At 63.4% G+C, this 12,755-nt stretch carries 13 protein-coding genes; 4 read left to right on the top strand and 9 right to left on the bottom strand.

What is annotated here, in order from left to right; all coding sequences use genetic code 11:
• Nucleotide 1: 1 nt before the first annotated feature.
• Nucleotides 2-259: a BrnA antitoxin family protein gene (locus ACFOJ9_RS23245; RefSeq protein WP_378981687.1), complete on the top strand. Its 258-nt coding sequence runs from the start codon at nt 2-4 to the stop codon at nt 257-259.
• A gap of 136 nt (nt 260-395) precedes the next feature.
• Here the strand turns inward: ACFOJ9_RS23245 and ACFOJ9_RS23240 are convergent, their stop codons facing one another.
• From ACFOJ9_RS23240 to ACFOJ9_RS23200, 9 genes are all read right to left on the bottom strand, one after another.
• Nucleotides 396-752, bottom strand: coding sequence for a cupin domain-containing protein (locus ACFOJ9_RS23240; RefSeq protein WP_378981685.1), 357 nt, complete (start codon nt 750-752; stop codon nt 396-398).
• A 58-nt stretch (nt 753-810) separates the two neighbouring features.
• Nucleotides 811-2,193 (bottom strand): NAD(P)/FAD-dependent oxidoreductase, encoded by a 1,383-nt coding sequence (locus ACFOJ9_RS23235; RefSeq protein WP_378981683.1) that lies wholly within the window; start codon nt 2,191-2,193, stop codon nt 811-813.
• A gap of 29 nt (nt 2,194-2,222) precedes the next feature.
• A complete protein-coding gene (locus tag ACFOJ9_RS23230) occupies nt 2,223-3,341 on the bottom strand; it encodes an ABC transporter ATP-binding protein (RefSeq protein WP_378981681.1) in 1,119 nt (372 codons plus the stop codon).
• 1 nt (nt 3,342) lies between these two features.
• Nucleotides 3,343-4,131, bottom strand: coding sequence for an ABC transporter permease (locus ACFOJ9_RS23225; RefSeq protein WP_378981679.1), 789 nt, complete (start codon nt 4,129-4,131; stop codon nt 3,343-3,345).
• Nucleotides 4,128-5,036, bottom strand: a complete 909-nt coding sequence (locus ACFOJ9_RS23220) for an ABC transporter permease (protein ID WP_378981677.1) — start codon at nt 5,034-5,036, stop codon at nt 4,128-4,130. Before ACFOJ9_RS23220 ends, ACFOJ9_RS23225 begins: the two co-directional genes overlap by 4 nt.
• Before the next feature lie 25 nt (nt 5,037-5,061).
• Entirely contained in the window at nt 5,062-6,141 is a 1,080-nt protein-coding gene (locus ACFOJ9_RS23215; protein WP_378981675.1) for an extracellular solute-binding protein, read from the bottom strand.
• Nucleotides 6,142-6,144: 3 nt separating this feature from the next.
• A complete protein-coding gene (locus tag ACFOJ9_RS23210; protein WP_378981673.1) occupies nt 6,145-6,837 on the bottom strand; it encodes a helix-turn-helix domain-containing protein in 693 nt (230 codons plus the stop codon).
• 136 nt (nt 6,838-6,973) lie between these two features.
• Nucleotides 6,974-8,068: an ROK family transcriptional regulator gene (locus ACFOJ9_RS23205; protein ID WP_378987990.1), complete on the bottom strand. Its 1,095-nt coding sequence runs from the start codon at nt 8,066-8,068 to the stop codon at nt 6,974-6,976.
• A gap of 57 nt (nt 8,069-8,125) precedes the next feature.
• Entirely contained in the window at nt 8,126-8,776 is a 651-nt protein-coding gene (locus tag ACFOJ9_RS23200) for an SGNH/GDSL hydrolase family protein (protein WP_378981671.1), read from the bottom strand.
• 355 nt (nt 8,777-9,131) lie between these two features.
• Here ACFOJ9_RS23200 and ACFOJ9_RS23195 point away from each other — a divergent pair, with 355 nt between their 5' ends.
• From ACFOJ9_RS23195 to ACFOJ9_RS23185, 3 genes are all read left to right on the top strand, one after another.
• On the top strand, nt 9,132-10,178 hold the full coding sequence (locus ACFOJ9_RS23195) for a substrate-binding domain-containing protein (protein ID WP_378987987.1): 1,047 nt from the start codon (nt 9,132-9,134) through the stop codon (nt 10,176-10,178).
• A 94-nt stretch (nt 10,179-10,272) separates the two neighbouring features.
• On the top strand, nt 10,273-11,784 hold the full coding sequence (locus tag ACFOJ9_RS23190; protein WP_378981669.1) for a sugar ABC transporter ATP-binding protein: 1,512 nt from the start codon (nt 10,273-10,275) through the stop codon (nt 11,782-11,784).
• 8 nt (nt 11,785-11,792) lie between these two features.
• Nucleotides 11,793-12,755, top strand: a complete 963-nt coding sequence (locus ACFOJ9_RS23185) for an ABC transporter permease (protein ID WP_378981667.1) — start codon at nt 11,793-11,795, stop codon at nt 12,753-12,755.

Below are 12,755 nucleotides of genomic sequence, written 5' to 3'. Positions count from 1 at the left end.
GATGACAAATCCCCCGCGCCGACCGACAAATCCGATGACGGCCGCCGAGGCCGCCTTCAAGCCGGTGAAGAAGCCGGCGGCTCCGGTTCGTGAGCCCTCCGCCGCTCCAGGCGTCAGGGAGCTTGTTTCGATCCGGATCGACCGCGCCGTGCTGGACCACTTTCAGGAGGATGGGCCGGGCTGGCAGGACCGCATCAACGACGCCTTGCGGCAGGCGATAGAAGGCAAGCCGACGGCCAGCGGTTCGGACGACGAGTAGCGCTCGTCGCTTCGTCATCCACGGGAGGAGCAAGGAGCGTAGCGACGCGGCGCAGACCCGAGGATCCATGCCGCGACTTCAGAGCGCTGCAACGGTGCAGAATTCTGTTGGGGCTTCGGCTGAAGCGGACGTCGGCTCACGCCTCGAAGTGCAGGATATAGAGCTTACGCGTCTTCTCGTGGATCGTCCATTCGCCTTTCCAGCCTTTCGGCAGCACCAGCATTTCGCCGGCGCCGACGTCCTCGCTGCGGCCATCGGGACCATGCAGCGAGACCCGGCCCGAGACGATGTGGCAGGTTTCGGAATTGCTGTCGCGCGAGGCCGTGAAGCGGCCTGATGTGCACTCCCAGACGCCGACTTCCAGCGTGCCGTCCGGCGAAGTCCACAGCGTCTTCGACGCTTCGAGCTGATCGCCGCTGATCGAGGTCGGCTTGGGCTCGGGCTCGCCGAGATCGATCGAGGCGAGATGGGCGAAGGTCTGGAAGTCGGTCATGGCGGTCTCCGGGCAGGCACTGAAAATGCAGAAGGTTTTTGGAATCGCTCCGAAGGCTTCAATGCCCCGTAATGCGGTCGGCGATCGCGGCCAGTTTCGACGTATGCTGGAGGCCGGCTTCCTCGCGCTCGTCGGCGACACGGTAGAGCTGATACATGGAGTGGACGCCGAGCCAGCGCATCGGCTCTGGCTCCCATTTGCTGACCTGGCGGTTGACCCAGGGCAGCCGGGTCAGTTCGGTGTCGCGGCGCAGGATGAGGTCGCGCAGCGTGCGGCCCGACAGGTTGGAGCTCGACACGCCGAGCCCGACATAACCGCCGGCCCAGCCGATGCCGGTTTCAAGGTCGAGACCGGCCGTCGTGCACCAGTCGCGCGGCACGCCAAGCACGCCGCACCAGGCATGGTCGATGCGAAGCTTGGCTGTCTGCGGCAGCAGGCGGGTGAGGATCGCGTGCAGGCTTTCGATCGTCGCCTGCTGCGTCTGGCCGCGCACATCGGTCTTTGACCCGTAGCGGTAGGGCACGCCGCGCCCGCCCATGGTGATGCGGCCTTCCCTGGTGCGCTGCGCATAGCAATAGGCGTGCGCGGCGTCGCCCAGAAGCTCATGGCCCTCCCAGCCGATCTCGTCCCACAGCGATTGCGGTAGCGGCTCGGTGATGATCTGCGCGCTGTTGAGCGGCAGCCAGAGCCGCTCATTACCCGATATGCCGGCCGTGAACCCTTCGGTGGCGCGGATGATGATCGGCGCGCGCACGGTGCCGCGGTTCGTCGTGACCTTGCCCTTCTCGATACCGGTCACGGTGGTCTGCTCGTAGATCGGCACGCCGAGCCGCTCGACGGCTTCGGAGAGCCCGCGCACCAGCTTGGCCGGCTGCACGCGCGCGGTGCCGTGGTGGATATAACCGCCAAGCACATTTTTGATGTTGATGCGGGCCTTGGCCTCTGCCTGGCCGATCAGGCTGACACGCTCGCTCGGCACGCTCCAGCCGATCGCATCGGCATAGGCGGCCTTGATCCGTTCCAGCTGCGGCGGGTTGGTCGCAACCGTCAGATTGTCGACGCGGCGGATGTCGGCGTCGATGCCTTCGGCCTCGGTCACCTTGATCACTTCATCGACCGTGCCATGCATGGCGGTTTCCATGTCGATGACGGCGCCGCGCGTCGACGTCTGCAGATATTTCTCGCGCGACCAGCTGAAGCCGCCGGACAGCCAGCCGCCATTGCGGCCCGACGCGCCGAAGCCGGCGAACTCCCGTTCGACGATGGCGATGCGGATCGCTGGATCGGCCTGCTTCAGATAGTAGGCCGTCCAAAGACCGGTATAGCCGGCGCCGACGATGCAGACATCGGCTTCGAGGTCGCCCGGAAGCGGCGCCCGATAGGCCGGCAGGCCGATGTCGGCATACCAGAACGAGACGTTGCCGTTGACTTTGGCGTCCATGTCTAAAAATCCTGCGAGGAAAAGAGCGGTCAGGTCATCGTCATGTCGGCGCGGTCGTCGTCGGCAAGAAGTTTTGCATCAACGACGGACCAGCGCAGATCGACCGTGTCACCAATCGAGAACGGTGAGGCTTCCAGCGAGGCGCGCACGATGGCGACCGAGCCGTCGCGAAGCGTCACCTGGTATTTCGAACCCGACCCCAGATAGATCGCTTCGCTGACCTCACCGGTGAGGCTGTTCTGCCCGGCGACCGGAGGCGTATTGGTGCCGGCAAGCGACAGCTTTTCCGGCCGCAGCAGGACCACTGGTTTGCGGTCGCCGGCAAGCTTGCCGTTGGCCACGATCTTCTGGCCGGCGATCGTCAAGCTGGTTTCGTTTCCTGACGTTTCCGCTGCGCCACGCAAACTGGTCGATTCGCCGATGAACTTCGCCACGAACAATGTCGTCGGCTCGTCATAGAGCTGGCGGCCGGTTCCCACCTGTTCGATGCGTCCCTGGTTGAACACGGCGATACGGTCGGAGAGAACCAGTGCCTCTTCCTGGTCGTGCGTCACATAGACGAAGGTGGTGCCGAGTTCGCGGTGGATGCGCTTGATTTCCAGTTGCAGCCATTCGCGCAGTTTCTTGTCGAGCGCGCCGAGCGGCTCGTCCATCAAAAGCAGCGGCGGATCGAAGACGATGGCGCGCGCCAGTGCGACGCGCTGTTGCTGGCCGCCGGAAAGCTCTGAGGGATAGCGATGTGCGAAGTCGGCCATCTTGACCATGTCCAGCGCTCGCACGACGAGACGGTCGCGCGCCTGCTTGTCCATGCCGCGCAAGGTGAGGGGATAGGCGACGTTCTTGCCGACGGTCATGTGCGGAAACAGCGCGTAGTGCTGGAAGACGACGCCGATGTTGCGCTTGTGCGCCGGCAGCGCGACGATGCTTTTGCCGCCGACGGCGAGGTCGCCGGAGGTGAGGTCGGTGAAGCCCGCAACGACGTTGAGCGTGGTGGTCTTGCCCGAGCCGCTGGGGCCCAGCAGAGTCATGAACTCGCCCGGCTCGATATGCAGACTGACATCGTCGAGCGCGGTGAAATTGCCGTAACGCTTGGTTGCGCCCTTGATGTCGATGGCCGCGCCACGTTCCCTGGTGTTGGACGCAGTCATCTCAACTCCTCGTCGATTTCGAGCTGATGATCAGCCCGGCGCTGATGATCAGCGTCGTGGCAATGAAGATGATGGTTCCGACGGCCGTCACCGTCGGATCGGCGTCGCGGGTGATGCTGGTGAAGATCTGCACCGGCAAGGTCTTCAGGTAGGGGCTGGTGATGAACAGCGCGACGATGATTTCATCGAAGGAGGTGACGAAGGCAAACAAAAGCCCGGACAGGATACCGGGCGCGATCAGCGGCAAGGTCACGGTGCGGAATGTGGTGAAGCGGTTGGCGCCGAGGCTGGCCGCCGCCGTCTCCAGCCGTACGTCGAAGACTTCGAGGCTTGCCGATACGGCGATGATGACGAAGGGGATCGCCAGCATCGTGTGCGCGATGACGAAGCCGGTGGTGGTGCCGACAAGCTGGTAGTCGAGGTAAACGGCATAGATGCCGATCGCCAGCACCACGCCGGGCACGATCATCGGCGTGATCAGGATGGCGCGCAGCAGGCCGGCGCCGGAGTGTTTCATGCGGCTGAGGCCAAGTGACGCCAGCGTGCCGATCAGCGTGGCGGCGACGGCGACTAGGCCCGCGACCCTGACCGAATTGAAGAAGCTCGACAGCCAATCGGGATTGGTGAAGAAATTCGCGTACCACTGCCAGGAGAAGCCGGACGGCGGGAAGGCAAGCGACTTCTTCTCGTTGAACGACATCGGGATAATGACCAGCGTCGGCATCACCAGCCAGACGGCGACCAGCAGGCAGAACAGGCCGAGCAGAATGCGGAATGGGGCCAGCCTCATGATCTGGACGCCTGCTTATGGCGCTGGCGCATCAGCGGTGCGGCGAGCGCCAGGAGCACGAAGGTTGCGACCAGCAGCACGACGCCCATGGCGCCGCCACGACCCCAGTTGAGCAGGCTGAGCACCTGGCTCTGCACCAGCGTTGACAGCATGGTGCTGCGCGGGCCGCCGAGCAGTGCCGGGGTGATGTAGAAGCCGAGCGACAGGATGAAGACGATGATGGCGCCGGCGAAAACACCGGGCAGCGACAGTGGCAGATAGATCTGCAGGAAGGCACGTGCCGGCCGCGCGCCGAGGCTGCGCGCCGCCTGCACGAGGCGCAAATCGATGCCGCGCATGACCGAATAGAGCGGCAGGATCATGAACGGCAGCAGCACCTGCGCCATGCCGATGACCACGCCGGTCTGCGTGCGGATCAGCTTTACGCCGTCAAAGCCGAGCAGTCTGATCACGGAATTGATGATGCCGGAATCCTGTAAAAGGATGACCCAGGCCAGTGTGCGCACCACGCCGCTAACCCAGAACGGCACCAAGACGCACAGGATGAGGATGAGCCGCAGGCGCGGCCCGACCGCCGTCATGAGATAGGCATAGGGATAGGCGGCGATGACGCAGACGATGGTGACCCAGGCGGCGATGGAAAAGGTGCGCCACAGAACGGTGACGTTCACCGGCGTGGAAAAGAACCAGACATAGTTCTGCAAGCCCCAGGCCGGGTCCGAAAAACTGCGCAGCGTGACGGTCAGCAAGGGATAGCCCATCGCGGCGATGAGCAGGAGCAAGGCCGGCATCGCCAGCAGCGAAGGATAGGCGGCAAGGCGCGGGCGCCGTTGCGGCCCCTGCACGGCACCTGACGGCCGGGGATGATCACCCCCGGCCGTCGGCGTATGCGATGTCTGGCTCACGCAGTCACCTTGGCGGTAAGCCGGCTCAGTTGCCGGCCATCAGCGCCGTCCACTTGTCGGACGCTGTCGCGAAGTTGGCGACCCAGAACTTGATGTTCTGCTGGTAGCCCAGTTTCGCGTGGTCCGGCGTGTTGGTCAGGAAGGCGCCGACGGAGGCATCCACCTTCGGCTGTGCCTCGCTGTTGATCGGCGAGTAGGACGTCTGCTCGGTCAGGATCTCCTGCGACTTCTTGCCGAGATAGGCGTTGATCAGCGCGTAGGAGGCATCGGGGTCCTTGGCGCCGACCGGGATGGTCAGCTGATCCATGACGACCAGCCAGTCCTTCCACACCGGCGTGTAGGCAGCGCCGTTCTTGACCGCCGTCATGGCGCGACCGGTCCACATGATAATCATGTCGGCCTCGCCGGATTCGGCGAGCTGCTGGGATTCGGCGCCGGTCTTCCAGAAGATGGTGTCCGGACCGATCGCCTTGATCTTGGCGATGCCCTTGTCGATGTCGGCCGGCGTCATGGCGTCGACCTTGCCGCCGTCGGCCAGGATGGCCTGTTCGATCAGGCCGCCGATCGGGCTTCCGCTGCCGTCGATGGCGCGCGTGCCGGGGAATTTCGCGGTGTCGAAGAAATCCTTCCAGTCCTTCGGCGGATTGTCCTTGTACTTGTCGTTCTTGTACATCAGGACCATGCCGTAGTTCATCGCCGGCACGCTGCACTCGCCGACCTGCCCTGCCGGGATGTGCGAAATGTCGAGTTTGGTCAGGTCGAGCTTCTGGAACAGTTTTCCGCAATGCACGAAGGGCGGAAAATCGTCCGTATCGACGACATCCCAGGTCACATTGCCTGATTCCACCTGCGCCTGAAGCTTGGCGATTTCGGTCGGTCCGTCATTCAGCAGCTTGACGCCGCTCTTGTCGACGAATTCCTTGAGCGCGGCGACCTGGCCGTCCTGGTAGATGCCGCCATAGGAGACGAAGGTCAGCGTCTTGCCCTTCAGCGACCCGTCGACGACGGTCCCGGCCGGCGGTGCATTCTGCGCGTGAGCGGCGGCCGCAAGCAAAGCCAGTGCGGCGGCACCGACAAATCCGGCCAATCTTGATCTGCTTCCCATTTTCTAACCCTCCGATGGCTCGCTGTTTGATTTTGGCAGACCGGGTGCGAGCGTTTTCCGGGCTACATATTGGTCGAGGTCGACGGCGCCGCTTGTCGGCGGCGCGATGATCCACAGCACTTCGGCCACCGTGTCGCCGACATTGATCGTTCGGTGCGGCGTCGAGGTCGAATATTCGATGCTGTCGCCCTCTTCGAGGATGAAGCTCTCGTCGCCGAGCGTCAGCTGCAGCCGGCCGCGCAGCACGAGGAACATTTCGTGCGCGTTGCCATGCGTGTAAGGCACGTCGCCGGTCGAGCCGCCAACGGCGAATTCGCCGCAATAGACTTCCATCTCATGGATCGGCCGGCGCGACAGCAGCGTCTTGCGGTAGCCTTCGCTGGTCGGCAGCGCCGGCCGCTCAGCGCGTGTGAGCACCGCGTGCGGCGAGACTTCGCATTCGTCGAAAAGATCGGCGAGGCTGATGCCGAGCGAATTGGCGATCAGCATCAGCGTGCTGGTGTTGGCGCCCGAAAGGCCGCGCTCGAGCTGGCTCAGGAAACTGGCGGTGGTGCCGATCATGTCACCGAGCTGGCGCAGCGTCAGGCGTCGCGTGGTGCGATAGGCCTTGACGCGATTGCCCAACACCGTCGAGCGGCGCGCTTCGGCGCTGGACGCGGCGCTGTCGTCTGGGATGTGATCCTCGGCAATCTTCATGGCGATCTCAGGGTTCACTTAACATGCTATTAAGTGAGGCCTCCTGGCAAGCGGATTCGCCTGGTCATCTGAAAATCACTGATGGAGAGGGTGCTTGATCAGCCGACCGGCGGGAGCAAGCGCCGGTTCGGCCCAATCACTGGATCATGAAGCGCGAACTGAACGGCAGGCTTGCCGCGCCGACGGCCTTCGGGCTGATGGTCACCCGCGCCGGCAACGCTTCGATGGTGGCGAATTCCCGGCTGATATCGGCGCACAAAGCCTTGGCGATTTTCTGCGGCGCATAGCTGGACAGGACGACCGTCCTGAACTCGACAAACTGGGTCAGTGCGGAAATCGAGGCTTTCAGGCGGTTGGAGCATTCCCCCAGCCATTCGCTATAGGCCTCGCCGAGGTCAGGCCACTCAGGGCTGCTGCTCCAGATGATTTCGGACGGTCGCCCGCGCCTGGTCAGTTCGCTCTCCAGGCGCACAAGGCCATGATCGAAGCTGGCGCTGGAGTTTCCCTTGTATATCTGGTGGTTGAGGATGAGCCTGCTCTGCAGCCTTGCTCCGAGATAGAAGAACAGATAGTCGTTCAGCGGCTTGGCGACGCCGAACATGCTTTCGCCGCCGGCTACCGCGGTGATGTCGTTCTGCACGAAAACCGGCAGCTTGCTCTGCTCCTCGATCTCGCTTTGCAGAGCCTTCAGGGAGGTGCTCGATCCGTTGCGGGTTGCAGCCATGGCGTCGACTTCGTCGGGAACAGCCAGCCCGATGCCGGCGACGCGGCTGCGCGCCTCGACCGGCAGGCTCGTCATGGCTTGCCTGATCGCCCCCAGCAGATCTCTGCTTTGCGGAAACGGATTGACTTCATCCGCCGGCAACTGCTGGTGGAAGCGCACGGTGCCGATGAAGTCGATGAGCGCGATGTCGATCCTGCGCCGGCTGAAGCCGACGCCAACCGCATAGGCGCCCTCCGGGTTGAGCGAAAGAGGGATGGTGGGCGGACCGACGCGGCCGCGCTGCGCCTCGCCCTGCGAGACCAGGCCTTCCTGCTCGAGCGAGCGGACGATGACCGAGGCCGTCTGCGCCGACAGGCCGGTCTTCTCGCCGATTTCCATCCGCGAAATGCCTTCGTTCTGAAGCAGCAGCGACAGCACCAGCCGCTCATTGTAGCTGCGCACGCTCAACGCATTCAGCCCGCTCGCACGATCGGCGATGCGCAAGGGGTTGGGCGGTGCGAATCTCATGTCAGGCAAGGGTCGCCCCGTCGGTAAGAGCGCATTGCCTGGTGATGCCGGGATTGCTCATGTCGAGCGGCTCCAGCCGATGGCATCGACCGCGCGGGCGAGTGCGGTGCCAAGCAATCTGTGCGCCTCGGCATCGATGTGAAAGCCGTCCGCTTCGCTGCAGGACACCACCGAGCCGGCATCGAAAAAGTGGAGTTCGAGCGAGTCCGCGAGAACCTCGAACTCAAGCGCCAGCAGGCGCGATTTCTCCGGCGCGCCGGCAAAGATCGACTTCCATTCCTTGACGTCGTCCTGCATCGGCGGCGGCGCCACGATCATGATCTCGGGCGTCGAGCCGCCCGGTCCAGGCGCCAGCTCCTTGATGTCGTAGACGAGGCAGCCGATGCCCATCGCCACTTCCGACGGCGGCTTGTTGAAGCGGATCTTCAGATCGTTGGTGCCGAGCATGATGATGACGAGGTCGAGCGTCGCATGGCTCTGCAGGCAAGGGCGAAGATAGGTTCGGCCGTTCTTGTGAGCCCCTTCGATCGGATCGTCGTGGACGGTGGTCCGGCCGCTCAATCCCTCCTCGATGAGATACCAGTCGGCACCCAGTTGAGAACGCAATATACCCGGCCAACGCTCACCTGGACCATAGCGCTCGAGTGGGCCCCTGCCGGGGATCTGGCCGTGCGTGTTGGAGTCGCCGTAGCACAAGACTGATCGCATGTTTTTCCCGCCGGGACTGACAGCGCGCCGAAGCCGGCGAGCGTCATTCATGATGGATAGAGGAGCGATGAAAGGCAAGCAAGGGAATAGTCATTCAACATGACTAACTATTGACAGGCCGAATCCGCTGTGCTTCTAAAGTGCCCGGAGGAGTTCTCGACCGTCATCATCGTCCAGCCGAAGTTGGGCCTCGACACGCATGTGTTCGGGGGCGGGAGAATTGCGTGCATCGGTCGGTTGCGACGACGAGCATGCATCGGGAGAGCGTCTCGCGGCCCGTACGCATTCGTACGGCCGGGGTAACCACAAGGAGGAGAGTTCAATGTTAGGATTGCTGAAAACCGTCGGTCTGGGGATGCTCGTTGCGTCCACGCTCGTCGTGACGTCCCTGGCGCATGCGGAAGACGTCAAGCTGATGGATGGCGTCGCGCCGCGCCCCGACGACACGCGCATGACCGCGGCCGGTGCGTTCAAGAAGGACCCGCCCTGGGTTATCGGAATGAGCGACTTCGGCGTCAACGCCAACACCTGGACGGTGCAGGTGGCGCATGAGGCGGAAAATGCCGCGGCAAAGGACAAGCGCATCTCGAAATTCATCCTGCTCGATGCGGGCTTCGACCAGAAGAAGCAGGTCGCCGATATCGAGGATCTGATCGCGCAGCATGTCGACGCGATCATTGTTCAGCCGGTGACCAGCACATCGGCGAATGCCAGCATCGCCAAGGCGGTCGCCGCCGGCATCCCCGTCATCCTTCACACCGGCCGCATCGATTCCGATGCCTACACCACCGAGATCCAGGGCGGCGCCGAGCACTTCGGCAAGGTGATGGGCGATTGGCTGGTGAAGACCGTCGGCGACAACGGCAAGATCTGGGTCCTGCGCGGCTTGGCCGGCCATCCGGAAGACACCAACCGCTACAACGGCCTCCTGGAATCGCTCAAGGGCACGCATGTGCAGATTATCGCCGAGGAGCATGGCGACTGGCAGTACGACAAAGCCAAGAAGCTGTGCGAGACGCTCTATTTGAACAATCCGCAGGTCGACGGCATCTGGTCGTCCGGCGCCGACATGACGCGCGCCTGCGTCGATGTCTTCAAGCAGTTCGGCACGCCCATTCCGCCGATTTCCGGCGAGGGCAACAATGGCTATTTCGGCCAGTGGATCACGGACGGATTCAAGTCGATCTCGCCGGAATACAGCCCCGCCCAGGGTGCGGCCGGCGTGCGCGCCGCTGTTGCGCTGCTCGAGGGTCAACAGCTCTACAAGCGCTATGTCTACAACCCCGACGGCTGGGACAAGGACAAGGCTGCCAAATACTATCGCGACGATTTGACGGCCAATGTCTGGTGGCCGAGCGAACTGCCCGAGGACAAGCTCAAGGAATATTACGGCAAGAAGTGACGGCGCCGTGGCCGGCGGGGAGTGGACAAGCATTCCCCGCTGGCATTCCCCGCTGGCCGTTCCATCTGTTGAATCCGGTTCGTTCGAGGGTTTCGTGACCAATCTTATCGAGATGTCCCACATTTCGAAGGCGTTCGGAGGGAGCAAGGCGCTCCACTCCGTTTCCCTCGATCTCAAGGCGGGCAGCGTTCACGCCCTAATGGGGGAGAACGGCGCCGGCAAATCGACGCTGATGAAGATCCTGGCGGGTGTGCATCAGCCCGATTCCGGCGAAATCTTCATGAACGGCGAAAAGCTCGATCTGAAGTCGCCGCGCACCGCGCTCGATGCCGGCATCTCGACCGTTTTCCAGGAGCACTCGCTGCTGCCCAATCTGTCGATCGCCGAGAACATGTTTCTCGGCCGGGAGCCGACGACCCGGTTCGGCTCAATCGATTATTCCGCGATGAGCAGCCAGACCGCCAAGGCGCTTGGCGAACTCGGCCTCACGCTCGACCCGTCGCAGCTCGTTTCCAACCTGACCATAGCCGAGCGGCAATTCGTCGAGATTGCGCATTGCATCCATGCCGACGCCAGTGTGCTCATTCTCGACGAGCCGACGGCCGCTCTCAACGCGGCCGATGTCGATGTGCTCAACCGCAACATCCGCCGGCTGCGCGATAAGGGAAAGGCTGTCGTCTACATCTCGCATCGCATGGAGGAGATCTTCGAGCTGTGCGACACGGTGACAGTGCTGAAGGACGGCGCACTGGTCGGCACCAGGATGGTGTCTGAAATCACCACCGACGAACTCATCGCCATGATGGTCGGACGCGAGCTTCAGGACCTTTTTCCCGATCGCACGGGCGACAAAGGCGATGAGATCCTGCGCGTCGAGAACCTCAGGATCACCGAGACATCGCAGCCGCTGTCGCTGACTTTGCACAAGGGTGAGATCGTCGCCCTGGCCGGGCTGGAGGGGCAGGGCCAGCAGCGCTTCCTGAGGTCGCTGATCGGCCGCTACCATCCCTTCGCCGGGACGATTTCCATCAACGGCAAAGCGCTGAAGATGCCGCTCTCGGCGTCGGCGGGCGTTCGCCATTTGCAGCAGCTGAAGGTCGGCTTCGTTCCCGAGGACCGCAAGGAGGAGGGGCTCTTTCTTGCTCTGCCGATCGCCCACAACATCGCCATCGGATTGCATTCGAGGCGAGCCGAACTTGCGCCGGCGCGGCCGTATCGAAAGGTCATCGCGCGCATGATGGAGGTCATGAACATAAAGGCGTCAGGACCATCCGCGCCGGTCAGCTCCCTGTCGGGCGGCAACCAGCAAAAGGTTCTGCTCGGCCGCTACCTCGCCGCGGATCTCGACCTTCTGCTGGTGGAGGAGCCGACCCGCGGTGTCGACATCGGCGCCAAGTCCGAGATCTACCATCTGCTGCGCGACTTCACCCGCAAGGGCGGCGCCGTGCTGGTGCTGTCGCGCGAGACGATCGAGCTGATCGGGCTCTGCGACCGCATCTACGTCGTCCACAACGACACCATCGTTGCCGAAATGCCGGCGGCGCAGGCGACGGAGCACAAGATCCTCGACGCGGCCCTGATGGGCGGCTCCGCGCGCCAGCATTAGGGGCCTCCATGTATCGTTCGCTTGTCAACATCCTGAGTGGCCGGAACACACGGCAAGGCCTGTGGGGCCTGCCGCTGCTGGTCGCCCTGTTCATTTCGCTGTGGCTGACCGTCGAGACGACGCAGTTCGCCACGGCTGAAAACCTCTTCAACCTGGTTGCCCAGGCGATGCCGCTGATCATCGCGGCGATCGGACAGCTCGTCGTCGTGCTCATCGGCGGGCTCGACCTGTCGGTCGGCTCGGTCATCAGCTTCACGACGGCGGTGCTGGCGCTCGACCAGCCGGCGATCGTGCTGATCCCGGCGGTCTTTCTGCTGGCCGCATTCATCGGGCTGATCAACGGCCTGGCGATCACCCGCTTCAACGTCCATCCGATCATCGCGACGCTGTCGACGCAGTACATCGTGCTCGGCGTCACGCGCATCTTGCGTCCCGTCTCCGGCGGCGCCGTGCCGGAGATCGTCATCGATGCCGTCTCAGGCAGTTTCCTTGGCATCCCCTATCCGGTTTTCTGGGGCATTGTCGTGCTCCTGGCAGCGTGGAAGTTGCTCTACGGATCGCGATACGGGCTGCATCTGTTTGCGATCGGTGGCGGCATCGCGTCCGGCGCCGAGAGTGCCGCCCGTAATTTCGGCGTCTCCGACCGTCGCAACATCATCCTCGCCTATGTGATCTGTTCCTGTTTCGCGGCCGTTGCCGGTGTCTTCCTGGCCGGGCGCATCGTGTCGGGCGATCCGAATGTCGGGCTGCTTTTCGAACTCGACACCGTCACCGCCGTCGCGCTTGGAGGCACCCAGCTCTCCGGCGGCATAGGCAGCCTGCACGGCACGGTGATCGGCGCGCTGGTGATGGCGCTGCTGGCCAATGGCATGAACCTCGCCAACGTCTCGCCCTTCGTCCAGACCGCTATCAAGGGCGGCATCCTGCTGGCGGTGGTCGGGCTGCAATCCCGCAAGAAAATGGGGCTCTGA

Source organism: Mesorhizobium cantuariense (assembly GCF_042647205.1).
GTDB classification, from domain to species: Bacteria; Pseudomonadota; Alphaproteobacteria; order Rhizobiales; family Rhizobiaceae; genus Mesorhizobium; species Mesorhizobium cantuariense.
Note: the sequence above shows the minus strand (reverse complement) of the source record. Positions and strands in the feature narration are given on the sequence as shown.

What these genes read in the sequence shown, in the direction of transcription:
- ACFOJ9_RS23245 (WP_378981687.1), top strand. Translation starts at nt 2, where the DNA reads ATGACAAATCCCCCGCGCCGACCGACAAATCCGATGACGGCCGCCGAG.
- ACFOJ9_RS23240 (WP_378981685.1), bottom strand. Translation starts at nt 752, where the DNA reads ATGACCGACTTCCAGACCTTCGCCCATCTCGCCTCGATCGATCTCGGC.
- ACFOJ9_RS23235 (WP_378981683.1), bottom strand. Translation starts at nt 2,193, where the DNA reads ATGGACGCCAAAGTCAACGGCAACGTCTCGTTCTGGTATGCCGACATC.
- ACFOJ9_RS23230 (WP_378981681.1), bottom strand. Translation starts at nt 3,341, where the DNA reads ATGACTGCGTCCAACACCAGGGAACGTGGCGCGGCCATCGACATCAAG.
- ACFOJ9_RS23225 (WP_378981679.1), bottom strand. Translation starts at nt 4,131, where the DNA reads ATGAGGCTGGCCCCATTCCGCATTCTGCTCGGCCTGTTCTGCCTGCTG.
- ACFOJ9_RS23215 (WP_378981675.1), bottom strand. Translation starts at nt 6,141, where the DNA reads ATGGGAAGCAGATCAAGATTGGCCGGATTTGTCGGTGCCGCCGCACTG.
- ACFOJ9_RS23210 (WP_378981673.1), bottom strand. Translation starts at nt 6,837, where the DNA reads ATGAAGATTGCCGAGGATCACATCCCAGACGACAGCGCCGCGTCCAGC.
- ACFOJ9_RS23205 (WP_378987990.1), bottom strand. Translation starts at nt 8,068, where the DNA reads ATGAGATTCGCACCGCCCAACCCCTTGCGCATCGCCGATCGTGCGAGC.
- ACFOJ9_RS23200 (WP_378981671.1), bottom strand. Translation starts at nt 8,776, where the DNA reads ATGCGATCAGTCTTGTGCTACGGCGACTCCAACACGCACGGCCAGATC.
- ACFOJ9_RS23195 (WP_378987987.1), top strand. Translation starts at nt 9,132, where the DNA reads ATGCTCGTTGCGTCCACGCTCGTCGTGACGTCCCTGGCGCATGCGGAA.
- ACFOJ9_RS23185 (WP_378981667.1), top strand. Translation starts at nt 11,793, where the DNA reads ATGTATCGTTCGCTTGTCAACATCCTGAGTGGCCGGAACACACGGCAA.